At 44.8% G+C, this 26,168-nt stretch carries 23 protein-coding genes and 1 other annotated feature; of the genes, 7 read left to right on the top strand and 16 right to left on the bottom strand.

Annotated features, from left to right (window positions below; all coding sequences use genetic code 11):
* Positions 1-10: 10 nt before the first annotated feature.
* From MOC09_RS09770 to MOC09_RS09725, 10 genes are all read right to left on the bottom strand, one after another.
* Positions 11-1,507: an extracellular solute-binding protein gene (locus tag MOC09_RS09770; protein WP_268370384.1), complete on the bottom strand. Its 1,497-nt coding sequence runs from the start codon at positions 1,505-1,507 to the stop codon at positions 11-13.
* A gap of 25 nt (positions 1,508-1,532) precedes the next feature.
* Positions 1,533-2,393 (bottom strand): carbohydrate ABC transporter permease, encoded by an 861-nt coding sequence (locus tag MOC09_RS09765; RefSeq protein ID WP_268370382.1) that lies wholly within the window; start codon positions 2,391-2,393, stop codon positions 1,533-1,535.
* A gap of 207 nt (positions 2,394-2,600) precedes the next feature.
* Positions 2,601-3,362 carry an NAD-dependent epimerase/dehydratase family protein gene (locus tag MOC09_RS09760; RefSeq protein ID WP_268359474.1) on the bottom strand — a complete coding sequence of 254 codons (762 nt, stop codon included), beginning with the start codon at positions 3,360-3,362 and terminating at the stop codon, positions 2,601-2,603.
* Positions 3,363-3,438: 76 nt separating this feature from the next.
* Complete coding sequence (locus MOC09_RS09755) at positions 3,439-4,626, bottom strand: cytochrome P450 (RefSeq protein ID WP_268370380.1); 1,188 nt, start codon at positions 4,624-4,626, stop codon at positions 3,439-3,441.
* A gap of 69 nt (positions 4,627-4,695) precedes the next feature.
* Positions 4,696-5,703 carry a biotin synthase BioB gene (gene bioB, locus MOC09_RS09750; protein WP_268359478.1) on the bottom strand — a complete coding sequence of 336 codons (1,008 nt, stop codon included), beginning with the start codon at positions 5,701-5,703 and terminating at the stop codon, positions 4,696-4,698.
* Between the two features lie 2 nt (positions 5,704-5,705).
* Positions 5,706-6,401, bottom strand: a complete 696-nt coding sequence (gene bioD / locus MOC09_RS09745) for a dethiobiotin synthase (protein ID WP_268359479.1) — start codon at positions 6,399-6,401, stop codon at positions 5,706-5,708.
* Entirely contained in the window at positions 6,398-7,567 is a 1,170-nt protein-coding gene (gene bioF, locus MOC09_RS09740) for an 8-amino-7-oxononanoate synthase (protein WP_268370378.1), read from the bottom strand. Before bioF ends, bioD begins: the two co-directional genes overlap by 4 nt.
* Positions 7,557-8,903, bottom strand: coding sequence for an adenosylmethionine--8-amino-7-oxononanoate transaminase (gene bioA / locus MOC09_RS09735; RefSeq protein WP_268359484.1), 1,347 nt, complete (start codon positions 8,901-8,903; stop codon positions 7,557-7,559). Before bioA ends, bioF begins: the two co-directional genes overlap by 11 nt.
* Positions 8,893-9,669 (bottom strand): 6-carboxyhexanoate--CoA ligase, encoded by a 777-nt coding sequence (gene bioW / locus MOC09_RS09730; protein WP_268370376.1) that lies wholly within the window; start codon positions 9,667-9,669, stop codon positions 8,893-8,895. The genes bioA and bioW overlap by 11 nt, the downstream gene beginning before the upstream one ends.
* A 194-nt stretch (positions 9,670-9,863) precedes the next feature.
* On the bottom strand, positions 9,864-10,763 hold the full coding sequence (locus MOC09_RS09725; RefSeq protein WP_268370375.1) for a dienelactone hydrolase family protein: 900 nt from the start codon (positions 10,761-10,763) through the stop codon (positions 9,864-9,866).
* Positions 10,764-10,979: 216 nt separating this feature from the next.
* Here MOC09_RS09725 and MOC09_RS09720 point away from each other — a divergent pair, with 216 nt between their 5' ends.
* The 5 genes from MOC09_RS09720 to melA are packed head-to-tail and all read left to right on the top strand — an operon-like array spanning position 10,980 to position 16,376.
* Entirely contained in the window at positions 10,980-12,014 is a 1,035-nt protein-coding gene (locus tag MOC09_RS09720; RefSeq protein WP_268370373.1) for a LacI family DNA-binding transcriptional regulator, read from the top strand.
* A 32-nt stretch (positions 12,015-12,046) separates the two neighbouring features.
* Entirely contained in the window at positions 12,047-13,324 is a 1,278-nt protein-coding gene (locus tag MOC09_RS09715; RefSeq protein ID WP_268370372.1) for an extracellular solute-binding protein, read from the top strand.
* Positions 13,321-14,232 (top strand): carbohydrate ABC transporter permease, encoded by a 912-nt coding sequence (locus MOC09_RS09710; RefSeq protein WP_268370371.1) that lies wholly within the window; start codon positions 13,321-13,323, stop codon positions 14,230-14,232. The genes MOC09_RS09715 and MOC09_RS09710 overlap by 4 nt, the downstream gene beginning before the upstream one ends.
* Positions 14,229-15,059, top strand: coding sequence for a carbohydrate ABC transporter permease (locus MOC09_RS09705; RefSeq protein ID WP_268370370.1), 831 nt, complete (start codon positions 14,229-14,231; stop codon positions 15,057-15,059). The genes MOC09_RS09710 and MOC09_RS09705 overlap by 4 nt, the downstream gene beginning before the upstream one ends.
* A gap of 18 nt (positions 15,060-15,077) precedes the next feature.
* Positions 15,078-16,376, top strand: a complete 1,299-nt coding sequence (gene melA, locus MOC09_RS09700; RefSeq protein WP_268370369.1) for an alpha-galactosidase MelA — start codon at positions 15,078-15,080, stop codon at positions 16,374-16,376.
* Positions 16,377-16,397: 21 nt separating this feature from the next.
* On the opposite strand, the gene MOC09_RS09695 is transcribed toward melA, so the two are convergent.
* The 3 genes from MOC09_RS09695 to MOC09_RS09685 form a co-directional block, all read right to left on the bottom strand.
* Positions 16,398-16,709, bottom strand: coding sequence for a rhodanese-like domain-containing protein (locus MOC09_RS09695; protein WP_003237998.1), 312 nt, complete (start codon positions 16,707-16,709; stop codon positions 16,398-16,400).
* 115 nt (positions 16,710-16,824) lie between these two features.
* Complete coding sequence (gene leuS, locus MOC09_RS09690) at positions 16,825-19,239, bottom strand: leucine--tRNA ligase (RefSeq protein ID WP_268370368.1); 2,415 nt, start codon at positions 19,237-19,239, stop codon at positions 16,825-16,827.
* Between the two features lie 109 nt (positions 19,240-19,348).
* Positions 19,349-19,563 (bottom strand) — a binding site (T-box leader).
* Positions 19,564-19,666: 103 nt separating this feature from the next.
* A complete protein-coding gene (locus tag MOC09_RS09685) occupies positions 19,667-20,002 on the bottom strand; it encodes a DUF4257 domain-containing protein (protein WP_003246114.1) in 336 nt (111 codons plus the stop codon).
* Positions 20,003-20,404: 402 nt separating this feature from the next.
* Here MOC09_RS09685 and MOC09_RS09680 point away from each other — a divergent pair, with 402 nt between their 5' ends.
* Positions 20,405-21,190: a blue-light photoreceptor gene (locus tag MOC09_RS09680; protein ID WP_268359505.1), complete on the top strand. Its 786-nt coding sequence runs from the start codon at positions 20,405-20,407 to the stop codon at positions 21,188-21,190.
* Between the two features lie 31 nt (positions 21,191-21,221).
* Here the strand turns inward: MOC09_RS09680 and MOC09_RS09675 are convergent, their stop codons facing one another.
* Positions 21,222-22,415 carry an MDR family MFS transporter gene (locus MOC09_RS09675; RefSeq protein ID WP_268359507.1) on the bottom strand — a complete coding sequence of 398 codons (1,194 nt, stop codon included), beginning with the start codon at positions 22,413-22,415 and terminating at the stop codon, positions 21,222-21,224.
* Positions 22,416-22,603: 188 nt separating this feature from the next.
* Between MOC09_RS09675 and MOC09_RS09670 the strand changes: the two genes are divergently transcribed.
* Complete coding sequence (locus MOC09_RS09670; RefSeq protein ID WP_268370367.1) at positions 22,604-23,350, top strand: LMBR1 domain-containing protein; 747 nt, start codon at positions 22,604-22,606, stop codon at positions 23,348-23,350.
* A 35-nt stretch (positions 23,351-23,385) separates the two neighbouring features.
* On the opposite strand, the gene MOC09_RS09665 is transcribed toward MOC09_RS09670, so the two are convergent.
* Both MOC09_RS09665 and bceA read right to left on the bottom strand, forming a co-directional pair.
* On the bottom strand, positions 23,386-25,326 hold the full coding sequence (locus MOC09_RS09665) for an ABC transporter permease (protein WP_268359519.1): 1,941 nt from the start codon (positions 25,324-25,326) through the stop codon (positions 23,386-23,388).
* Complete coding sequence (gene bceA, locus MOC09_RS09660; protein WP_268359522.1) at positions 25,316-26,077, bottom strand: bacitracin ABC transporter ATP-binding protein BceA; 762 nt, start codon at positions 26,075-26,077, stop codon at positions 25,316-25,318. Before bceA ends, MOC09_RS09665 begins: the two co-directional genes overlap by 11 nt.
* Between the last annotated feature and the right edge of the window lie 91 nt (positions 26,078-26,168).

Genomic DNA, 26,168 nt, shown 5'->3' with positions numbered 1-26,168 from the left:
TTTTCCAATGTTATTTTGTTTGTTTAAACGCTTCTTCGTATTCCTGAATTATCTGCTTTCCGCCGCTTGACTCCCAATTTTCCACTTCTTTATCAAACTGGCTTTCTGTGATGTCGCCTATTATATATTTGTAGGTCGCGTCATCAATGATTTTCTTCAATTCATCTCCCCGTTCCGACTCCGCGGCGGAATACAGGCTTTCAGCAGGGTTTGAGACGATGATCTTTTCATTGTCTTCCGTCAGTTCCTCGTACGCCGTGCGAAGCGGATCCCCAGTATTTTTTAAGTAGGCTTTATCTATGGCGATTAGGGCGGACAGCGGCTGAATATCAGTCTGCCAGTCTTTCACTTGGCTTTCCTTGCGAATGAACGTTTTGCCTTCTTCTTTGCTGTAATGAACGCCGTCAATGCCGTAAGTCATCAGGCTATAGACGTCTTCTTCAGCAATTCGGTCAAAAAACGCCAGAATCCGTTTAAGCTCAGCTTCTGTTTTCACACTCGTTTTCGGGAAAGCAAACACGCCGTTATGGCCCCCGGATGCCCACACCCGCTCTTTCCCATCAGGGCCTTTTATGCGGTTGATGATCTCAAGCTTCATCGATTTATCAGAGGCATGGTCGCGCAGATTGACCGCGTCTACCATATTCCCAATATAGATGCCGGCTTTTCCTTGGGAAAACAGCTCCTGCTGCTGGGTTTTGCTTGTGACTGGAAAATCCTTATTCATATAGCCGTTATCACGCAGCTTTTTCATATAATTCATTGTGTCTTTGTATTCTTGTGTCATAAAATCAGGCGTGAATTTTCCATTGGACTCCTTCCAATCCGTCGGCATGCCTTCATACGAGCCAAGCGTTTTAAACGCGCCGTAAATTAAGTCATTGCGGTCTGTCAGTCCGAACGTATCATCTTTCCCATCCTTGTCAGGATCATCCTCTGTAAATGCTTTGGCCACTTCATAAAGTTCATCAAGCGTTTCCGGCGTTTTTAAATTCAAATTGTCCAGCCAGTCTTTTCGAATGACGATACCCTGCCTGGAAAGCGGACGCTCTCTATAAATCCCGTAGAGCTTGCCGTCGATTGTCACATTTTTATTAATGAGTTTGTTCATTTTGCTTAAGTTCGGATAATCTTTGATATAGTCGCCAATCTCCCAGAACATTCCTGACCGGAAGGCGTTCATGACTGACGAATTTTTAATATCCTGGATGGTCACGATTTGCGGAAGGTTGCCGGCTGCAAGCGCCGCATTCAGCCTGTCTTCTTTCACCGCGTCTGGAACCCAGGTGATGTCCAGTTCTGTATTTGTCAGCTTTTCAATTTCTTTAATTGCCCTGTCTTTCGGCGGCTGCTGGTGATACAAAATCGCCATCCAAGACAGCTTTACCTTTGAATCCGAGTCAGCTTTGCCTTCAGCCGAAGACTGATCAGCCCCTTTACAGCCCGCCAGCACTCCGCCGAGTGCCAGTACAAGCACAATGAAAAGCACCCTCCATTTGTTTCCCATCGTACCCCTCCGTTTCATATTTCTTTTATCCTTTGACAGATCCCAGCAAAGCTCCTTTTGCGAAATGCTTTTGTATAAACGGATAGACGAGCAGAACCGGGATGGTCGCCACCACTATGACCGCCATTTTAATGGTTTGCTCAGGCGGCGGGCTGCCTGCCCCCATTTCTGACATATCCCCCTGCATTCCGCTTGATACAATGACGATTTGGCGCAGAAGCACCTGAATCGGCCATTTTGCAGAATCATTTAAGTACAGAATCGCAGTCATATACGTGTTCCAATATGTTACCGCATAAAACAATGAAATCGTTGCGATCGCAGGAAGTGACAGCGGCAGCACAATTTTAAAGAAAATGCCCAAGTCATTGCATCCGTCGATTTTCGCGGACTCTTCCAGACTTGCCGGGATATTTTGAAAGAAGTTCTTCAAAATGATCAGGTTAAAGGCATTAATGGCTGTCGGCAAAATGAGTGCCCAGTAAGAATCGAGCAATCCAAGCGATTTGACCACAAGGAAAGTCGGAATCATGCCGCCGCTAAAGAGCATCGTAAATACGACGAGAAACATGAGCGGCTGCCGGCCGATTAAATCTCGGCGGGATAATCCGTAAGCCATCAATGAAGAAAGAAACATACTGACAGCAGTGCCTATCACTGTCACAAACACAGAAACAAGCAAACTCTTATAAATAATATCTGTTGAAAAAATGTAGCGATAAGCATCAAGCGAAAAAGTGGTCGGTATTAAAATAAATGATTTTGACACAACTTCTTCTACTGTGGCGAAAGATGCTGCGATGACATGAATGAACGGAAGTACGCATATTAAAGCGAACATCAGCAAAAACCCGTAAATCAAAAAATCAAACAGGCGACTTTTCAATGAATGTGCGATGGCTCCCACCTCTCTTTTGTAAGCGTTGTCATTCTTTTCTGAACGAGCTGCAGCATGTGACGATATCGTGTCTAAAATGTAGCAAACCTGTGATTGCCATGTCTATAATCATTTGAACAGAGTCCTCGGCCGGGCGGGGACTGCCGTGGATTAAAACCGATGACAAAAGAAAAAGAGCATAATCTTAGAAAATGATTATGCTCCGTTCTCTTCCTCATTCAGAAGCTCGGCTGTATTGATTTGCGGCGAAAATCCAAGTTCATTCACAGCGGATTCAATGGACCATGGCCGGCCCGGATTATCAGAGACGGCGTAATAAGTGCCGTACCGGATATTGGTTTCAATGGCAGCTTTAAAAATCGACAGCAGATCGGGGTGGGAAAGCAGTGTCTTTTTCGTTCGTTCTTTTTCATGCAGTGTATCTATTTCGTCAGTGACAACTGTTCCAATGCGAAGATTGATTACTGAAAGCTTATTTTCCAAATAAAACAAATGGCCGATCTGTTCCGAGGTCAGCTTTAATACGCCGTACAAGTTTTTTGACAGCGGATAATCGCTTGTGGTGATTTCCCGTCCTAAGAGCGAACGCCCGTCTTTTTCGTAGACATCTGTGACATGATTGCTGCTGGCGAATACGAGCTTTTCAATCCCGAGCTCCGCTGCGGCGCGGCACAGATAATAGCTTGCCCTATAGAAAACATCCGTCATTTTTTCAAATTCAGCAATGTCCATGACATCGTATTTGATTTTGACAGCCAATAAATTCAAGATCACATCTGTATCCTTCGGAATCTTCTTCAACAGCTCCTCATAATTTGCCGCATCAGCCTGAATGGAAGAGGCTGTGCCGTCGACATGATCTTTATCAAGCACTGTCACTTCATAATCTGACCTAAGCCCTTCAGCCAGTAGTCTCCCAATCACACCATTTCCGCCGGCGATCAGCACTTTTTTCACTGTGTTCACTCCCCTTTTTTATAGATTGCCCATTTTCGGCGGGGCTGACACTTTTTTGGCACTCACATGCTTAGGGTTATTCAAAAGTCACCGGCAGCTCCTCAAGCGCCCGAAATCCAAAAAGCGGCCGGTATCGCCATTCACAATCAGCCAGTTGAAGGCCGGGCATTCGCTGCAGCAGTGTATTGACCGCAATTTGTGCTTCTAATCGTGCCAGCGAGGACCCCATGCAAATATGATGGCCATGCCCGAATGAAAGGTGCGGATTAGGGCTTCTCGTCATATCGAAGACATCGGGGTGCGCAAATATGTTTGGATCTCGATTGGCAGCCCCTAACAGAAGATAGACTTGTTCCCCTTGACGGATTGTCACCCCGCTAATGTCAATATCTTCTGATGCAACTCTGGCAGTCATTCGCGTGGGGCTTTCATAGCGTAAACATTCCTCAACTGCGGTATCAATAAGATCTGGGTTTTCTTTTAGCTTCAAAAGCTGTTGTGGGTGCTGCAGCAGACAAAGAATTGAATTGCTGATGAGATTGACGGTTGTCTCATGTCCGGCGATCGCCAGCAATATGCACGTCGATGCCGCTTCCTCTTCCGTCAGCTTATCCTTTTCTTTCCCCCTCAAGAGCATGCTGATCATATCCTGCTGCGGCTGCTGTTTTCGCTTTTGAATCAGTTCTCTAAAAAATGCCATAGCCTGTACAGCGGTATGATTGCCCTCTGTTAGTGCCTTTCTTGACCGGGTAAAATCAATCGTTTGAATGAGACTTGCAGCCCATTCTTTTAATTGCTCCCTATCTTCCTCCGGTACACCTATGATGTTAGCGATGACGAAGCTTGCTAAAGGAAAAGCAAAGTCCGAAATGACCTCCATCTTTTTTTTGCCTTGCACTTGATCAAGTAAGCGGTGGACAGTTTCTTCAATATACGAACGATAGCATTCTGTCATTCTCGGCGTAAACGCTCCGCTGGCCATCGTCCGCAATCGCCTATGATCAGGCTGGTTCTGAAACAGCATCATCTGTTTTTGTACACGTGTAAGGTCCTGATATTTGGTTGTTCTCTCGGGCAGCGGGGGGCGGACTTTGAATCTGGTATCCTTCAAAATGGCTGCCGTTTCTTCATATCCTGTGACATACCATCCCTGATATTTCATGAAGCTCCCTTTATAAATCGGATGAACAGCGCGCAATGTTTCGTAAAAAGGGTATGGGTTTTTCAAAAACCCAGAAGATGCAGTTGAAGATGCAATAGTCATGTGAACCTTCTCCTTTCTATTCAAAAAGAAAAGCAATCGACATCACACCGATTGCTTTTATTGAATCTTTCAGCTTTTGGCACTTAAACTGGCCTTCATTTCTTCGACTGATTCGATTTCAAAGCCTAAATCATTCAGCATTTTATGGTCCTCCGTTTCTTCCTGCCCGGCAGTCGTTAAGTAATCTCCGACAAAAATGGAGTTAGCGGCATAAAGCCCTAATGGCTGCAATGAGCGGAGATTGACCTCTCTTCCTCCTGAAATGCGGATTTCTTTTGACGGATTAATAAAACGGAACAGTGCCAGCACTTTTAAACAATACAGCGGGTTTAATTCGTTGACGCCTTCTAATGGCGTGCCGTCAATCGCATGCAAAAAATTCACCGGAATGGAATCCGCGTCAAGAGCCTTCAAGCTTTTTGCAATGTCGATGACGTCCTGTTTCGTCTCCTTCATTCCGATAATGGCACCGGAACACGGAGACAGTCCCGATTCTTTTGCGATTTCAACTGTATTGACCCTGTCATCGTATGTATGTGAGGTCGTGATGTTTGAATGGTTTCTCTGTGACGTATTCAAATTATGATTATAGCGGTCTACTCCGGCATCTTTGAGCCGCTTCGCCTGCTCCGGCTTTAACAGTCCTAGACACGCACACACCTTCAGTCCATACGTCTCTTTAATTTCCTGCACTGCGTCAACGACCTGATCCACTTCTCTATTTGAAGGTCCTCTGCCGCTTGCCACGATGCAATATGTGCCGATATTCAGATCGTGCGCCCGCTTTGCGCCTTCAAGCAGCGTTTCCTTATTCACCATCCGGTAAGACTCAATCGGCGCTTTCGAAATCGCAGACTGTGAACAATAGCCGCAATTTTCCGGGCAGAGTCCTGATTTCGCATTCATAATCATATTGAGCTTTACTTTTTTTCCATAAAAGTGTTTTCTGATGTGAAAGGCCCCATGCATCAATAGCAAAATATCCTCATCAGGACAATGTAATATTGAAAGCGCCTCTTCGTCAGTTATTTCTGCGCCGGCCAGCACCCGGTCTGCGAGTTCCATCCATTGATTCATTCTCATACCCCCACTTGATTCATCAGTAATGATAGGTTGATATGGTCTTTTGCCATATGCAGAACCGTTTCTTTCGTCACGTTGGCAAGCTTAGGCGTAACCCCTAAAATCGGCACATCGCATAATCGCTCAATTATCTCAGGATTGGTTTTTTCGTCATCATCAGGAGAATCACTGATTCCATTGATGACAATGCCGGCGATTGGAAGACCCATGCTTTTTGCATATTGAACAGTTAAAAAAGTATGATTAATGGTTCCAAGATGAGGACGAGCCACAATGATCATGGGCAGCTGCAATGCTTTTATGACATGACTGACCAAATAATCCTCTCCCAATGGTACAGATATACCGCCCGCACCTTCTACGATAAAGCATTCATGTTTTTCTCTTATTTGCTCCCAATGGTTCAAGACCTCTTCCATGCTGACAGCCTTTCCCTCCAGCTTCCCCGCGACATACGGCGCAAGCGGCGCTTTGAAGGCAAAAGGCGTAATATCTTCATGAGATAGACTCGTTTGTGATGTGTCTTTCAGGAGACTAGTGTCGCTCTTTGGATGATGACGAGATATACCGCTTAAAAAAGGTTTAAACACCCCGACATCTCTGTTATGTGCTCTCAATAAAGCGGCAAGACCGCTGGATATAACTGTTTTCCCCACTTCTGTATCTGTTCCTGTTACAAAAAAACCCCTCAAATGATGTGCAGCTCCTTTCCGATTGAATGAAATGATGTCAGCAAATAATCGATATCACTCGCCCTGTGGTCAGCAGTGATGGTTAACCGGATCCTGCTTTCACCTGACGGTACGGTCGGCGGCCGTATGGCAGGGGCATAAATCCCTTTTTCCTGAAGCTTTTCAGCAAATGTGACCGTTTTACGGGTATCGCCGATGACCACGGGGATAATCGGCGTACGGTCTCCCTTTACCAGGTAGCCCATGTTCTTCAAACTGGTTCTGATCGTCTCGATATAAGAAAACAAAAGCTGCCGTTTCTCCCCGCTGGCTTCAATGATGTTGAAAGCCTCATAAGCCGCCGCACATATGGCTGACGGAATAGCAGTTTGAAAGATAAATGTTCTGGCATGGTTCAGCAAAAAGTCGATAAAAATCGCCGAACCGGCAGCATAACCTCCTTCCGTGCCAACAGCTTTGCTTAAGGTGCCAACCACAATGTCAGGACAAACGCCAAAGTATTCACTCGTACCTCTTCCTGATTCACCCAAAACACCTGTGGCGTGGGCATCATCAACGATTACGAAAGCATGATATCGTTTGGCAAGTGAGATGAGCTGATCGAGAGGGGCAATCGTGCCATCCATGCTGAATACGCCGTCTGTTACGATAAAACGGCGCTGATAACGCCATGTTTCGTTCAGCTTGTTTTCAAGATCATCCATATCAATATGCCGATAAACAACTGTATCTGCCTTAGACAGGCGGCACCCGTCAATAATACTCGCATGATTGAATTGATCACTTAAAATGACATCTTCCTTATCCGGCAATGATGAAAGGACACCGACATTGGCCAAGTAACCGCTCGAAAACAGTAAAGCTGCTTCCGTCCGTTTAAAGCCGGCAATCTTTTTTTCAAGCTTTTCATGCCAAATGGAATTGCCTGTCGTTAAACGCGAGCCGCTGCTTCCCACCCCAAATTGCTGCAGTGCTTCTTGGGCTGCAGAGATCAAGCGGCTATGGCTTGCGAGTCCTAAATAATTGTTTGAAGACCAGACTGTTTGATTTGTGCCATTCATTTTCCTCTCTGGAATGGGAGCCCCATTCATTGGCTGAAGCTTGCGGTATATGCCGGCTTCCTTCACTCTGTCTAACCGCTCGTTTAACCAGGCGTCAATCTTCAAGGCTGGTAACCTCATGGATCGCTTGTTTCATGATGGCAACCATTTCCTCGAGCTCTTCGGTTGTGCTGGCGAGAGGAGGCAGAAATGCAATCACGTCCCCAAGCGGCCTTGTCAGCATGCCAAGCTCTCGCATCTTTAAGGAAACTTTGTATCCAACCCGCCGATCAGCAGGGTAAGCCTTTTTGGTTTCCTTTGACTGAACGAGCTCTGCGCCGCACATAAAGCCGAGCTGGCGAATATCTCCCACGTGAGGAAGCGTGTACAGATCTTGCAGAAGGAAATGGAGTTTTTCACTTTTTTGCGCTACTTGTTCCACAATGTTTTCAGATTCAAACAATGCCAGATTTTCAAGTGCAACCGCACAGCCGAGCTGATTTCCTGTGTAGGAATGACCATGGAAAAAGGTTTTTTGGTTTTGATAATCATCATAGAATGCCTTATAGATGTCTTCAGCGGCAAACGTAACGGCAATTGGCAAGTAGCCTCCTGTAATGCCTTTGCCGGCAGCCATCAGATCGGGCTGGACATTCTCGTGCTCACACGCAAACATTTTTCCGGTACGGCCAAATCCGGTGGCCACTTCGTCAACAATCATTAAGACATCGTATGTTGTACATAGCTCGCGGACGCCCGCCAAATATCCCTCCGGCATCACGATCATACCGGACGCTCCTTGAACCATTGATTCAATGGAAAGCGCGGCAATTTCCTCATGATGTTCCTCGAGCAGCTGTTCAAGCTCTCGCAGGCACTCGTCACGGCATTCATCCGGATCACCGCTTTCAGAGCGATATACATAAGGAATCGGAGCCTTGTAACTATCGAACATTAACGGCCCGTATACGCGGTGGAACAGTTCAATTGAACCGACACTGACGGCGCCAATCGTATCACCGTGATAGCCATTTTTCATTGCGATGAATGTTTGTTTCTTGGGCTTTCCGATGTTCTTCCAATATTGAAACGCCATTTTTAGGGCGATTTCCATCGCTTCTGCGCCGCTGTCTGAATAAAAGACGCGCGTGAGCTTTGTTGGACTGATATCAATTAATCTTTCGGCAAGCTGCGTTGCAGGAACGTTGGTCATGCCCAATAACGTAGAGTGCGCGATTTTTCCAAGCTGCTTTTTAATCGCGTCATCTAATTCCTTTTTGCGGTGTCCGTGGACATTAAGCCAAACAGAAGAAAACCCGTCATAGTATTCCTTGCCGTTTATGTCTTTGACTTTGATCCCAGCACCGCTTTCGATGATTAAGGGGTTTTCATCATAATCTTTCATTTGGGTAAACGGCAGCCAGAGGTGCTTTTTACTTTTTTCTATCAAATCATGAGTCAAGATCTTCCTCCCACTCTATTAAAATAGGCTGCTTCTTCAGAACATGTATGTACGTGTTTACATCGTTGGAGCCATCAATAAAAAAGATGCGGCAGCCCTCTTCTGTCCCGTATTCTTTCATTGCTGTAATACGCTGATAGCCCATTTTTTTACCCGCAACGTAGCCTGTTATGTAATCAGGGTCATCCGACCAGCACAATTCTGCAACGGCGGTCGGGTGCTGGCTGACCTTTGAAGCGAGTGCGAGGGCTTCTTTTATTCTTGGATGTGCCGCTACGTGACAGTGGAGCGCCCATTTTTCAAAATTGGCGTCCTGCCAATCCATTCTGGATACCCGCACCCCTTTTCCTTTTGTTTGGTCAATCCGCTTGCCCGAGTGAATATCAAACACCACCGCTCCCCTGACACCCGACCATTCTGGGATTTGGTCATAGGCTTTTTCAATCACTTCTCGCGGAACGCCCTCTCTTTCCAATAACAAGCGGGCAAGCTTTTGCCCCTCTTCCGGGGAGCTTACTTCATTTGTATGCACTGCCAATGGCTGAATGGTTTTTATCGGTTCATGAACTTCTTCAAATTGAATTTGCATAAAATCAGGTTTTCCTCTTGAATGGGATAATCCTTTTTCTAATAAGGCATTGACTGTACGCTTCATCTCACGGAAAGGAATCAGCCGTTCTCCTCCGGAAATATGCTTTCCGCCGTCTTCATGAGATCCATTCATAGAGGCCCTCATTCTGACACTATAAAATGTTTCATCTTGCATCCCTTCTCGCCCTTTCACTGATAACTGAAGAAAGCGATCGCTTCCGCCCTAAATGTTAACTAAATATAAATTTAGGTTAACAATTAGAATATTATTATTCACGAACGATTCTGTCAATAGGAGAAAGCATTTAGCAGATGGTGAAAAAGAAACAAAAAGACCGTTTTAACGTAAAACGGTCCAGCTTTGATTTCTTATAGCCACTTTTGCAAAAATTGGACAGCTGCATGTCTCATGACTGCCGTTTCGAAATGCCCCGAAGTAGAACGGACCACCTGATAGCACTCAGAAGCTCCCTGTCCAGCATAGACAGCTGTCAATTCTTTTTCGATTTTGCCCACACCCTCAGCCGGCGTTAACCGGTCGTGTTCACCAACAAGGCTTAGGTGCGGGCGCGGCGTGATCAGGCTTTGGATCTCCGATGCGGAAAAATGCTTTGCAAGCGACGGGACATAGTAATAAAAGCCATGCCGGTCTAGATTCTGTGTTTTGATCAGTACGTGATGATCTACTTGGCTGCACAAGTCCACGCACACCTTAATCCGGTCATCAAGCGCCGCTGTCCACCATGCCATCAACCCTCCCATAGACATGCCGATGGTTCCGATTCTGTCAGACAGGACATCAGGACGAGACTGTAAATAATCTAATGCTCTTAAACTGTCATAAATCATCATGCCCCACATCACTCTGCCGGTCAGCAACATTTCTTTGAAAATCTCGCTTTCCGCTTTTCCTCGCCGATCTCCAAATCCCCAATGATCAATTGAAAGAATGCTATACCCGAGAGACGTCAGCTCATGAGCATAAGAAGGCGCTTTTAAATAATCTGCTCCTTCAATCAGTTCATTTTTCCCCCTGTCATACCGGCCGCCATGGGAATGCTGGAACAACACGGCTGGACAAGGTCCTTCTGCTGACTCCGGCTTTACAAAATAAGCAGGCACCTTTTCATATCCGTTTAAATCAAGCAGGAGCGTTTCAATGATATGTCCTTCTCTTTTTTCTATACACAATGCCTCTGCACTGATTGGCCTCTGATCTGGCAAATCTCCAAGCAGCCGAAACAGCTGCTTTCTTTTTTCGTCTTTCATTCCATCCCCCTCCTTATTCGCTTACTTCACATTTACGAGACAGATTGGGTTTCCCCTTTATTTTTCTAAACCACATCAGATCATTTACTAAATATTTAGTAAATATAACGAAATATTCCGAAAATAGTTATTGTAACCGCTTACTTCCATATGATAGTATCAATTTATCAAAAACAGATAAGTTAACATTTTACTAAAAAGATGAGAGGGATACCCATGGTTCGGATTAAAGATATCGCCTTAAAAGCTAATGTTTCCAGTGCAACTGTATCCAGAATTTTAAATGAAGATGAGTCGCTGACAGTTGCAGGTGAAACGAGACAAAGAGTCATCAATATTGCCGAAGAGCTTGGCTATCAAACGGTTGCCAAACGCCGGAAAGCCCGCGGGCAAAAACAGCGGGCCCAGCCGCTGATCGGCGTGCTGAGCTGCCTGTCCCCCGATCAGGAGCGGCAGGATCCTTATTTTTCTTCAATTCGCAAAGGCATTGAAAAAGAATGCTTTGAACAGGAAATTTTCATTACGAATTCGATTCATCTCGGTTCCTTTCAGGAGCATATCTTTCGGGAACTGGATGGTGTTATTGTCATCGGCCGTGTTCATGATGAAGCGGTTAAGCACATCAGCGGAAGGCTGGAGCATGCCGTATTTATTAATCATTCTCCAGATCCGCAAGCATACGATTCGATTGGCATTGATTTTGAATCCGCTTCACGACAGGCAATCGAATACCTTTTCGATCTAGGCTACAAACGGTTAGGCTACATTGGCGGACAGGAAAAAGAGCATACGCTGAAGGACGGACAAAGCATTCGCAGAACCATTGAAGACAAGCGCCTCACCGCCTTTTTGGAGTTTGCCGCCCCCCAGCCTGAGCATGTGCTGGTCGGAGAATACAGCATGCGTGAGGGCTATCGCCTGATGAAGAAAGCAATCGCTCAAGGCAATCTGCCGGAAGCATTCTTTATCGCCAGCGATTCCATGGCGATTGGCGCATTAAAAGCACTCCAGGAAGCCGGTTTGCAAGTGCCGCGCGATACAGCGATCGTCAGCTTTAACGGCATTGAAGAAGCTGAGTTTGCCAGCACGCCTTTAACGACGGTGAAGGTGTACACAGAGGAAATGGGCCGTACAGGCGTAAAACTTTTGCTTGACCGCCTTAATGGCCGAACGCTTCCCCACCGCGTCACACTGCCCACAACATTAATCGTGAGACAAAGCTGCGGATATACAGCTAAGGAGGTGACATAAGAAAAGATCATCACGATGATAAGGAGGAAAAGATGAAACACATATTTGTTTTATTTCTCTCTCTTATTCTGCTTACTCTGCCCGGCTGCTCAGCAGAGAAAAGCTCAGCAGATACCGCAAAACAGACGTTAACTATTTATTCTACAATGTCAACCGACAGTGAAAGAGATACGTTCAGAAAGTTGGCGGCAGCGTTTGAAAAGGAACACAGTGACATTCGTGTCAGCCTTCATTTCCCAGGCAATGACTATGAAAATATGATGCGTGTGAGAATGGCTGCCAATGACTTGCCTGATCTTTTCGATACACATGGCTGGGGAAAAATCAGGTACGGAGAATATACCGCCGATCTCCATGAGATGGAATGGACTCAAAACCTTGACCCAAATTTAAACAGCATCCTCAAAAATAAGAATGGAAAGGTGTATGCCTATCCGATCAATCAGGCAAAAGACGGTTTGGCGTATAACCGTAATATTTTAAACCGTTACGGCATTGATCTGCCGGAAACCATGGATGACTTTATGAAAGCACTGAGAACGATTAGAGAAAAGAGTAAGGGAAAGATTGTGCCCTTCTGGTTTGCCGGATATGACAAAAGCTCATTCGCCCAATATTACGACCAATTCGCTACACCTCTTCTCATCACAGATCCTGCCCATAATGAAACAAAACAGCTCATCAACGGTACTTTTCAATGGAGCAAATTCACTTATTTATCAGAGATCCTTAAACAAATGCAGAAAGAAAAACTAATCAATATTGACGCTGTAACTGCAAAAAAATCACAGCTCATTGAATTAATGGCCCAAAACAAAATCGCCTTTACGATGCAAGGCGGCACACTCGGCCAAGACGTTGCCCAGATCAATCCGAACGTCAAGGTCGGCATTATCCCGACACCTGCCATACATGCCGGTGATGACCCAATATGGATCGGCGGGGAACGCTATACGCTTGCAGCATGGAAAGATTCGCCTCACTTAAAAGAGGCAAAAGAATTTATCGCATTTATGGCCCGTCCCGCAAATGCCAAACAAATGGCTGAGGCCACGTCGCTTCCTTCGGGTCTGACTCATGTAAAAGCTGATATTTTTTACGCAAACGATTATGAGCATTATCAAGATGTCAAAGTCGAGCCTTACTTCGATCGGTTATACCTGCCAAACGGAATGTGGGATGTCCTTGGCACGGTCGGGCAGGAGCTTGCGGCTGACATTTTGACGCCTCAAGAGATTTCGAAAAAGCTGGGCAGAGAATACAAACGACTTCGGGAGCAATCGGAAACACAGGGAGCTGAAGAACAATGAGTGAGATCGCAAGGGACGTTCATGTGAAACAGGTTAAGCCAAAAAAGCAGTCCTCACTTTGGTGGATGTATATTCCTGCTTTGCTCTCCGTACTGGTCTTTATGATTTATCCGTTTGTGAAAGGCGCATTGATCACCTTTACAAACTGGAACGGCTTTTCACAAGTCTACCAATGGGTGGGATTCGCGCAATATGAAAGGCTGTTATCTGATCCTGACACCTGGCACATCTTAAAAAACACACTGCTTTACGGGCTCGGCAGCACCTTTTTTCAGAATGTGGTTGGACTCTTGTACGCCCTGCTATTGAATCAAAGCATCAAAATGAAAGCGATAACTAGAACAATTGTGTATTTGCCGGTCATGATCAGCCCGCTCATTATGGGCTACATTTGGTACTTTTTCTTCTCCTACGACGGAGGCGCGCTCAACGATTTACTGGGTGTATTCGGCATCAGCCCGATCAATGCGCTCGCCAGTCCATCACTCAATCCATGGATCATTGTCATGATTAACACCTATCAATATGTCGGGATTGCTATGGTTGTCTACTTAGCAGGCCTGCAAAGCATTCCAAAAGACTACTATGAAGCGGCGCAAATGGATGGAGCGAAACAAGGGCAGCAGTTTTTCACGATCACGCTGCCGCTGTTAATGCCCTCAATCACGATTAATATGGTGATCAACATTATCGGAGGCTTAAAGCTGTTTGACGTCATTATCGCGCTCACCGCAGGGGGGCCCGGAAATGCGTCGCAGTCCATGTCCACATTTATGTATGATTTGTACTTCAAACGGCAGGATGCCGGTTATGCCGCAACCCAAGGCATATTTATGGCATTTGTCATTTTGATCATCAGCTTTTGTGCGCTAGCGTACTTTAAAAGAAAGGAGACGGAAATGTCATGAAAGCCGCCCGTTCAAAAAACATGCGGATCATTACGATTCTTGCCGCCATTGTGGCCTGTGCGCATTTTATTCCTTTTTACATCCTGCTGACCACTTCTTTAAAAGCAAAAGGGGACTACAGTTCGAAATGGCTGTTTCCAGCCGACATCTCCTTCCACAATTTTTCAGACGCATGGGAGCGCGCTTCGCTCGGAAACTCTTTTATGAACACCATCATCATCACTGTTTTTTCTGCCTTGTTATTGATCGTATTCGGCTCACTTGCCGCCTACCCTCTTGCCCGGCGGGAAACGAAGCTGAATAAAGCCGTTTTTGCCCTGTTGATTTCCATTATGATCATCCCTCCATTAACGTCCATGGTGCCTTTGTACCGGATGGTCGTGGACGCCGGAATGGTCAATACACACGCTATCGCCATTTTGATCAATACAGCCGCTTATATGCCGTTAACCGTATTCTTGTATTCAGGCTTTATCCGTTCGACCATTCCAAAAGAGCTTGAGGAAGCCGCAAGAATTGACGGCGCAGGCATGCTGAAAATCTTTTTTACGATCGTGTTTCCTCTGCTGAAGCCGATCACTGCGACAATCTGTATTATTTCCTGTGTCTTCATATGGAACGACTATCAATTCGCCATTTTCTTTTTACAAGATCAAAAGGTACAGACATTAACAGTTGCCATGGCAGGTTTTTTCGGAGAAAACGCCAACAACCTGCATTTAGTTGCCGCAGCCGCGCTCATGGCGATGCTGCCGATGGTTATTCTGTTTTTGGCGCTGCAAAAATACTTTATTGCCGGCCTGTCATCCGGAGCGGTAAAGGGATAACATTAAGGAGGAAGCATTATGAAAAAAATCACATTTATCGGTGCAGGAAGCACCATCTTCGCGAAAAATGTTTTGGGAGACTGCTTATTAACAGAAGCGCTGAATGGATTTGAATTCGCCCTATATGACATTGATCCAAAACGCCTGCGGGAATCCCAGCTCATGCTTGAAAATCTGAGAGACCGCTATAATCCGAGCGTTGCCATCAACAGCTACGATGACAGAAAACTAGCCTTGCAGAACGCAAGCTATGTCATCAATGCGATCCAGGTTGGCGGATATAAACCAAGCACAGTCATCGATTTCGAGATTCCCAAACGGTACGGGCTGCGTCAGACGATTGCCGACACAGTCGGAATCGGCGGGATCTTTAGATCACTCAGAACAATCCCGGTCTTATTTGATATCGCAAAAGATATGGAGGAAATGTGCCCGGATGCGTGGTTTTTAAATTATACAAATCCAATGGCCACTCTTACAGGCGCCATGCTCCGCTATACGAATATCAAAACAATCGGGCTTTGCCACAGTGTTCAAGTGTGCACGAAGGATTTATTCAAATCTCTCGGAATGGAGCATGATGGAATCGAGGAACGCATCGCAGGAATCAATCATATGTCCTGGCTTTTGGAAGTCAAAAAAGATGGTGCAGATCTCTATCCGGAAATTAAAAGAAGAGCAAAAGAAAAACAAAAAACAAAGCATCATGATATGGTGCGGTTTGAATTGATGGATAAGTTCGGCTATTATGTGACGGAATCCTCCGAACACAACGCAGAATACCACCCTTACTTTATTAAACGGAATTATCCCGAGCTGATCAGCGAGCTGCAAATCCCGCTTGACGAATATCCGAGAAGATGCGTGAAACAGATTCAAAATTGGGAGAAAATGCGGGATGATATCGTCAACAATAAAAACCTTACGCATGAACGTTCAAAGGAATACGGTTCGAGAATTATAGAAGCAATGGAAACAAACGAGCCGTTCACCTTCGGGGGAAACGTCTTGAATACAGGACTGATTACCAATCTGCCTTCAAAAGCGGTTGTAGAAGTGACATGTGTCGCTGACAGAAAAAAAATTACGCCGTGCTTCGCCGGCGAACTGCCTGAGCAGCTTGCAGCCTTAAACCGGACCAATATTAATACACAGCTGATGACAATTGAAGCCGCTGTTACACAGAAAAAAGAAGCGGTCTATCAAGCTGCAATGCTTGATCCGCATACAAGCGCGGAGCTTTCCTTGAATGACATCATCTCCATGTGTGACGACTTATTTGAAGCCCACGGTGATTGGCTGCCGGAATACAAATAAAAAAACTAGGGACCGCTTCCCCTAGTTTTTTGGTTTTGTTTCGCCTTCCCAGGCCATCATGCCGCCTTCAACATTGACTGTTTTAAAGCCTTGCTCATCCAAATACCTGCAGACATTCATGCTGCGCATTCCTGAGCGGCAGATAAACACGTACTCTTTGTCTTTATCAAGGGTATCCATTTTTTCAGGAATATCTCCCATGCGAATATGAACAGCTTGCGGGATCATGCCTTCCGCAACTTCTTCATCTTCTCTTACATCAATTAAATATAATTCTTCGTCCGCCTCAATTTTTTCTTTCAAAGCGGCTGTGCTGATTTCTTTTATTTCCAAAGAAAACACTCCCATTCACAATAATCATGTTCAGTATATCAAAGTCAGCCTGACGATTGCTATTCAGAGACTGATGAAAAAAATCCCCTTTTGGCAAAGGGGATTTTTTCTAGGCTTAGTTTGCCACAATATTGACGAGCTTACCAGGCACCGCGATGATTTTTCGAATCGTTTTGCCTTCAAGCTGCTCTTTGACCTTTTCATCTGCTTGAGCAAGCTGTTCCAGCTGTTCTTTCGTCGCATCGGCAGGAACCTGTAATTTCGCTTTTACTTTTCCGTTCAGCTGAACAACGATTTCAACTTCATCATCCACAAGTTTCGTTTCGTCATATACAGGCCAAGCTTCGTATGCAATCGTGCCGGAATGGCCAAGCTTCTCCCAAAGCTCCTCCGCTAAGTGAGGCGCGACAGGAGAAAGAAGCTTCACAAAACCTTCCATATATTCTTTCGGCAGCTCTGCTGCTTTATACGCTTCATTAATAAAGACCATCAGCTGGGAAATACCCGTGTTGAAACGAAGGCCTTCATAATGGTCTGTCACTTTCATGACTGTTTCATGATACACACGCTCTAAAGTTTCACCGGCGCCTTCAACGATTTTGCCATTTAGCTCACCATTGTCTTCAACAAACAGGCGCCATACGCGATCTAGGAAGCGGCGCGCGCCGTCTAAGCCTGATTCAGACCAGGCAATTGAAGCATCAAGCGGTCCCATGAACATTTCGTACAATCTCAGTGTATCAGCGCCGTGAGAAGCAACAATTTCGTCAGGGTTGACAACATTCCCTTTAGATTTACTCATTTTTTCGTTGTTTTCGCCGAGAATCATTCCTTGATTGTACAGCTTTTGGAACGGTTCTTTCGTCGGCACTACACCGATATCATAAAGGAACTTATGCCAGAAGCGGGCATACAGAAGATGAAGCACGGCATGTTCTGCACCGCCGATATACATATCAACCGGAAGCCATTTTTCCAATTTCTCTGGTGATGCCAGCTGATCCGGATTGCGGGGATCAATATAGCGCAAGAAATACCAGCAGCTTCCCGCCCATTGCGGCATTGTGTTCGTTTCTCTTCTTCCTTTTTTCCCTGTTTCAGGGTCTGTGACTTCCACCCACTCTTTAATGTTCGCAAGCGGTGATTCGCCTGTTCCGCTCGGTTTGATTTCATCCGTTTTCGGTAAAATCAGCGGCAGCTCCTCTTCCGGCACAGCCGTGGATGTTCCGTCTTCCCAATGAATGACCGGAATCGGCTCACCCCAATAACGCTGGCGGCTGAAGAGCCAGTCGCGCAGACGGTACGTCACTTTCTTCTCACCGTTTTTCGTTTCTTCCAGCCAAGCGATCACTTTCTCAATCGCTTCCTGCTTGTTAAGGCCGTTCAGGAAATTAGAGTTCACATGCTCGCCATCGCCAGTGTACGCTGCTTCCTCAACGTTTCCGCCTTTCACGACTTCCTTCACCGGAAGGCCGAATGTTTTAGCGAATTCAAAATCACGCTCATCGTGACCAGGAACAGCCATGACAGCACCTGTTCCGTATGAAGCAAGAACATAATCCGCAATCCAGATCGGCAATTTTTCTCCGTTTACAGGATTGATCGCATAAGCTCCGGTAAAAACGCCTGTCTTCGTTTTCGCAAGATCCGTACGCTCAAGATCACTCTTAGATTGAATTTCTTTAATATATGCTTCAACAGCTTCTTTCTGCTCTGCTGTTGTGATCTTTTCCACCAATGCATGCTCTGGGGCAAGTACAGTGTATGTAGCGCCAAACAGCGTATCTGGTCTTGTCGTAAACACTGTAAAGGATTCATCATGTCCATCTATAGCAAAATGAACGTGGGCGCCTTCTGAACGGCCGATCCAGTTGCGCTGCATATCTTTAATGCTTTCCGGCCAGTCAAGCTCTTCCAAGTCTTCAAGAAGCCTGTCCGCATATGCTGTAATTTTCAGCATCCACTGCTTCATTGGGCGTCTTTCAACCGGATGGCCGCCGCGTTCGCTCTTGCCGTCAATGACTTCTTCGTTGGCAAGAACCGTTCCAAGTGCAGGGCACCAGTTTACAGGCACTTCGTCAACGTAAGCAAGGCCTTTTTCGTACAGCTTTAAGAAAATCCATTGCGTCCATTTATAGTATTCAGGATCAGTCGTGTTGATTTCACGATCCCAGTCATATGAGAAGCCAAGCGACTGAATTTGGCGGCGGAAATTATCGATATTCTGCTTCGTAAACACAGCAGGGTCATTCCCTGTGTCAAGCGCGTATTGTTCAGCCGGCAGGCCGAATGCATCCCAGCCCATTGGATGAAGGACATCATAGCCCTGCATACGCTTCATGCGGGACAGGATATCTGTCGCTGTAAATCCTTCAGGATGGCCGACGTGCAACCCTGCTCCAGACGGATAAGGGAACATGTCCAGCGCGTAAAATTTTTGTTTTTCATTATGATCAAGAGTGGCAAATGTTTTGTTTTCAAGCCAATATGTTTGCCATTTCTTTTCTATCTCTTTGTGCTGAAAACTCAAAGTAAAAACCTCCTTCTGATTGAATACGGCGTGTATGGTTTAAGTATTGACGGGAAGGAGAGAAATATATTCAGAATATTCCCAAACTAAAAAAAACTCCCTCATCCCAAAAAGGGACGAGAGACTTTCGTTTTCCCGCGGTACCACCCTCGTTAGCGCGGCATTCGCCGCACTCACTTGATACTTTTAACGCAGTTATGCGTCAGCGGCTTTTCACCGCTGCAACTCTGAGGTGAGTTCAGAAACAAACTTGATTGACTTTCACCAGCCGTCAACTCTCTGCAACAATATCTGCTTCTTACTGCTCCTCTTCATTGTTCTTATCGCAACCGTAATCTTAACTGTATTTTATAGAATTCTGTTCATAAGTGCAAGCAGGTTTGTATACAATGGGAATGTACCCTGAACGGGCGGAGATTGAGGACAATTATTCGGGTGGAGTTTTGGTTTGACGTTTGGACTCGGCCGGTTCGCCGCCGCTGTTCAGTTCTCTTACAAAGTCAAAACTTCTGAGAACAGCTTCACCGCCGTAGCCTGAGATAATGGATAAGATGACAAGTTGAATTCCTGAATCGGGGTCAGCGGATAATACAAGTAAAATGGAAGCCGTCATGCCGATAAACCAATCTTCCAAAAATCCAAGGTAGATAAACCGCTTCGTCATTCTGGGCTTCTCCAGCCTGCCTCTCTTTTTCACATGACCGAGAATCCCCATGATTCCTCCAATTACACAAGCAATGAGTACCTGATGCAGCATCTTCATCATCACCTTCCTAAAGCCCTTATTTCGTAAAGCGACTTCAGGCCATCCAGCCCCCTTAAACGATTCCGATGATTTTCGATATCTACATACTGGCAAATCTGAAAAAGCTTGTTTCTTCCATTATATGTGAACACATGATCGGTAAGCTTGATGCATTAGATTCATTTTTCACCCAGTGACATTGACCTAGTCACTTATTAAGCTTATACAATATTCTTCCGTTCATATGTTCAATCTCTGTTCTTATTTTTAGTGTATACGAGGACAAGCCCGAATGACAAACAACAAACTGCGCTTGCTTGAATCAGAACATGTGTTGTGCTACGGTTACTGTAGAATTCATTAAAAAAAGGGGAATACCAGGCTTTCGCGCAGTTAGCAGACAGCCTAAGGGGGATTTATATGGCTAGTTTTCAATCATTTGGAGTACAAGGACAGATGGAAGTCATCAAAAAAGCGCTTGATCACGCGCGGGTCGGTGTGGTGATTACGGATCCCGCACTTGAGGACAACCCTATTGTCTACGTCAATCAAGGCTTTGTTCAAATGACCGGCTTTGAAGCTGAGGAGATTTTAGGAAAGAACTGCCGCTTCTTACAGGGGAAACACACAGACCCCGCTGAAGTATCCAACATCAGAACCGCACTGCAAAATAAAGAGCCGGTTACTGCACAGATCCAAAACTACAAAAAAGACGGAACAATGTTCTGGAATGAATTAAATATTGATCCGCTCGAGATCGAAGGCAAGACCTATTTTGTTGGAATTCAAAAAGACATCACCCAGCAAAAAGAGTATGAAAAGCTTCTAGAGGATTCCCTCACTGAAATAACTGCACTTTCAACGCCGATTGTCCCGATTCGCAACGGCATTTCGGCTCTTCCGCTGATCGGCAACCTGACAGAGGAACGATTTAATTCCATCGTCTGCACATTGACGAATATCTTATCAACATCCAAGGACGATTATTTAATCATTGATTTATCAGGATTGGCACAAGTAAATGAACAAACCGCCGACCAGATTTTCAAGCTGAGCCATTTGCTGAAATTGACCGGAACTGAACTAATCATTACCGGCATTAAGCCTGAATTAGCCATGAAAATGAATAAACTGGATGCCAATTTTTCATCGCTGAAAACATATTCAAATGTAAAGGATGCCGTTAACGTGCTCCCGATAATGTAAAAAGATCCCGCTCATCCGGCGGGATCTTTTATTATGAAGACATTGATGCCTGCTTATTTGTTTCTTTAGCCGCTTTTATCCGTTTGTCATAGAAAAGCGTTGTGGCAATACTGATCATCAGCAAAACCAAAAGAGATAAAACAAGTGCACGGATGCCGTAATGGTCGACAAGCACCCCTCCGAACAGCGGACCAATCATTCTGCCGCCTGTCGCCGCGCTGTTGACAAAGCCTTGATAAAATCCTTCTTTCCCTTTGGGGGCAAGCTGGTTGGCAATCGTCGGCACCGCAGGCCAAACAAGCATTTCCCCGATGGTCAGAATCACCATCGCAGCCAGAAACATGGGAAATTGCTTTGCCGTCAGCAGCATGCAGTAAGACACAATAAAAATGATAAAACCGATGACCATTTGCGCTTTCAGGGACTCCGCCCATTTTTTCACCACAAAGCTGACAAGCGGCTGGCCAAGCACAATTAAAATTCCGTTAACCGTCCACAGCACACTGTATAAGGAAAGAGAGATTCCAATGCTTTGTGTGTACGAAGCAATCGTGGTAGACCACTGAGAATAGGCCAGCCATCCAAGCACATAGCCGCTGCTTAATATAATGAGTGCAGCAAATTTTGCTTTGCTGTTTACAGCATCATAATCAAGCACAGACGTTTGAGACGCATCCTTCGTCTGAATATTTCGAAATCCGAAATATACGATAAAGAAAAAGACCAGATACAAAGCAGCATTCGCCAAAAATACATATGAAAACGAGAATGACGCCACGACACCGCCAAGCGCTGAACCGACCGCCACACCCGCATTTTGCGCGACATAAATCGCATTAAATGCCTTCCTTCCGCCTTCAGGCCATACCGATCCCGCCATTGCGTAGCTGGCCGGAAAAACAACACCAGAACCAAAGCCCACAATCGTCAGCAGTATAATATAGGCCGGCCAATCATGAAAAAAGACAAGGCCCATCAAGCTTGCCAACGTAATCGCAATCCCAAGCATAATCGATTTAAAGCCGCCGATTTTATCAAACAAAAAACCGCCGCATAAGTTTCCAGCCACACTGGCACCTGAATTCAGCATGAGGACAAGCCCCGCTACGGTTAATGACTTTCCTAAATGATTGTGGATATAAATCGTATTCAGCGGCCATAAAAAAGAAGCACCCGTCACATTAATAAACATTCCAATAATTAAAATTTTAAGAGCACGCGGCATACTCATCCCCCTTTCTTCCCTAAAAAAGCTCATGAAAAAAACGAAACCTAAAACGGCTCCGTACAAATCCAGTTATCATAGCACATTCATTCTATCTGTCTAGTTCACATTTTTCAACTGATGAGCGTGAAAAAATCTAACAAATATTGTTCGCAAAATGTAAAATAAAGAGAAAAAGGGGTAATTTCATGGAAATGATTTTAGCATTCTTAGGTTTTTTTGCATGTCTCATTTCGCTTGGCTACGGATTGTATCACCTGGTCAGATTTGTACTGAAAAAGGAAAAACGTTTCTCCAAGAGACTCTTTTGGACGCTTTTCATAGGAGGCCTCGTGCTGCTCTTCACCGGAGCAGGATTGTCAGAACCTGATACTGCCGCAGCAAATGCTGAGAAGAAATATTCAGCACTAAACGCCGAATATAAAAGTCTCTCAAAAGAGCATGAAGAACTTGAAAAAGAATATAAATCTGTCAGATCTGAAGCAAAGAAATTGAAAGACGATCCAGAAGATCAAGACAAGCTTAACAAGCTTGAAAAAGAAAATAGCGAACTTAAAAAGACTCAGAAATCATTAAAAGCTGAAATTAAAGAGCTTCAAGAAAAGCAAAAACAGCTCAAAGAAGATACAAAAACGATAAAAGCTGAAAATGAAACACTCCAACAAGATAAAACAAAGCTTGAAAAGCAATTAAAAGAGGCGAAAAGCCAAACTGCCAATTCTCATGAAGACACTGGAAGTTCTTCAAGCAATACCTATAAAAATGATGAAGCCAAAACAGCTGACACAGCAGAAGGCTGTAATATCAAAGGAAGCAAAAACGGCATCTACCACACGCCGGGCAGTACATACTATGACCGGACAACCGACCCGGCTGAAATGTTTTGTTCAGTTGAAGAAGCTGAGGCAGCAGGTTACCGAGCGCCAAAACGATAAACAAAAAGCTCCAGAATCTCTGGAGCTTTTGCATTTTACAACGAAGATTTAATAACCTTCTTATAATAAACAACTGACAGAAAACCAAAAATCGAATAGAGCGCAGTATATAACACCATCACCACGATCATCGGCGTCCACACCTCTGATCCGAATAAGAACCAGCCGGATTGGACGGCGAAGTAGCTGTGGAAAAGGCCGACAACCAGCGGAATGCCAAAGTTGTACATTTGTTTGATGCGTATCCCCTTTATCAGGTCCCCCTGCGTAAAACCAAGTTTTCTCAAAATCGTATAATTCGGTTTCTCATCTTCACTTTCACCCATTTGTTTAAAATAAAGGATACATCCTGATGTAATCAAGAACGTTAGTCCTAAGAAGCCGACGATGAACATCACGAGACCAAACAGAGATTTTTGCGCAATGCTTGTATCCATTCTTGATAAATGCTCGTTTTTCTTGTTCACCTGTTGAAAAAGCTCATTTGCTTTTTCAAGCTGGTCTTCATGCTTCACATTGATGCCAATAAATTCAGATTGCGCGAGCTGAATGCGGGGGTCTTTATCTTGGTTCAGCCGCTTAAACAAGCTGTCATCCACAATGACAGCGGGCATGCCCCCGCTTGTAAACGTGTAGGATACAAGAAACTCTTCTCTTAATCCTTTATAGTGTAATGGTTGCGTCTCATGCTTGCTTTTGACTTTGATCACACCCGAGTCTTTGAAAACCATTATTTTTTGCAGCAAGTCGGTGTATCCTGAGAAAACGGCATCTCCAGCCTCCACATCGACTCCTTTTACTTCTTTGTCGCTGACAACAGCAAGCTGCATGTTGCTAGGATCCCCCTGCATCTCTTTCGGAGTTCCATCCATGATATTTGCAATGTCAACATTTGCTTGCAGGACAGGGGTCACTTTTTTTACAAATGGGATGTTACGATCAATCAAACTGCTCTCAAATCGTTTGGCATCATTCTCATTCATGAATGAAAAATCAGCCGCTACATTTTGTTCAGCCGTTTTTTCTGCCGAGTAATACGAAATATAAGCGAGCGATAACAGCCCGATAGCGAGTGCTGAAACGGTTGTAATAATCGTCAGCAGCAACGCGTTCGATTTCATTCTGAACATGATTGATGACAGTGACAGGACCTCGGAAATATTTAAATAGCCGCCCTTGCTTTTTCGAATGATGTTCGAGATAAACGTAACCGATCCTCTATAAAAGAGAAACGTCCCGATTATTACGGTGCCCAGGATGAAGCTCATCGCAGCAAACAGTTCATTAATGGTCTTAAATTTTCCGCCGAACAGCTCAGAAGACACATAGTATCCTGTCAAAATCAGCACAATGCCTAAAGCGCCGACCAGCATCTGAAAAAATGATATTCTCTTCACTTTATCTTCAGTAGAAGACGCCACTTTAAACAAAGATAAAATACTCTGGTTTTTGATAAACGTATAATTCATGATCATAATCAAAAGATAAATGCCGCAGAACACAATGATCGTTTGGATCAAGGCTTGCCCGGAAAAATGCAGTTTCGCATCAGCTTCGACATCCACAATTTTGAACAGAATCATCAGGACAAGCTTCGATATCGAAAACCCAGCTACTACCCCGATCGCTAAAGAACCGAAATACAGCATGATATTTTCTGCACTTAAGATGCGAAAGATTTTATGCTTCGTCATTCCGATTAATTGAAACAATCCGATTTCTTTACTCCGTCTCTTAATAAAAATGGTATTGGCATATAAAATGAAGATCGCCACTACAGCGACAAGCAAAATCGAGGCGGTTTTAATGGCTGCGGCTCCCTTGATTGAAGCCTTCACTTCGTTAATCGCAGGGTCATATTGCAGTGTGACAAAAGCGAAATAAAGCGCCACGCTAAAGATGAGCGCAAACACATACAGATAGTAATTCCGAAGATTTTTTTTCAGATTTCGCAGGATGAGCTGATTAATGTTCATGCTGCACCCCGCCTAACACGCCTTGCGTTTTCATGATATCCTGGAAAAACGTCTGCCTGTCTTGCCCCCCTTTATTCAGCTGCGTATACATGAGCCCATCCTTAATAAAAATGACTCTGCCGCAGTAGCTGGCCGCGACAGGATCATGGGTGACCATAATAATCGTGGCGTTGCGTTTTTGATTGAGTTGGCTCAGCTTGTTTAATAGATCGGAGGCCGATTTTGAATCAAGCGCGCCGGTCGGTTCATCAGCGAAGATAATGCTCGGGTCATGAATAAACGCTCTCCCGGCCGATGTTCTCTGCTTCTGGCCGCCGGAAATTTCATTCGGATACTTATCCCGCAATTCATAAATTCCCAGTTCCTTTGCAACTTCCTCAAACTTGCGATTGGCTTCTTTTTTTGATAGTTTCGTGATCGATAAAGGCAGAAGAATATTCTCTTTCACGGTCAATGTGTCTAACAAATTGTAGTCTTGAAAGATAAAGCCTAAATGCTGTTTTCTAAATTCAGCGAGCTGCTTTTCCTTCATAGAAGTCATTTCGTTTCCGTTAATGTTGATTGTTCCGTGACTGACCTGATCAATCGAAGACAGTACGTTAAGCAAGGTGGTTTTGCCAGAACCGGAGGCACCCATAATACTGACGAATTCACCCTTTTCAATGTGTATATCGATGCCCTTCAGCACTTCTTGTTTATTCAGCTTGTTACCATAGCTTTTTCGAATTTTATTCGCTTCTAAAATTATCATTTCCGCAGTCTCCTTTGTATTGGATAATGTTATTATAAAAAGGATTGCCGGGCTTTTCCTTCGATTAGGCGAACAAAAAAGAAAAGCATGT

The organism is Bacillus sp. N12A5 (assembly GCF_026790125.1).
Classification (GTDB): Bacteria; Bacillota; Bacilli; order Bacillales; family Bacillaceae; genus Bacillus.
The sequence above is the reverse complement of the archived record's forward strand: the minus strand, read 5'-3'. Positions and strand labels throughout refer to the sequence as shown.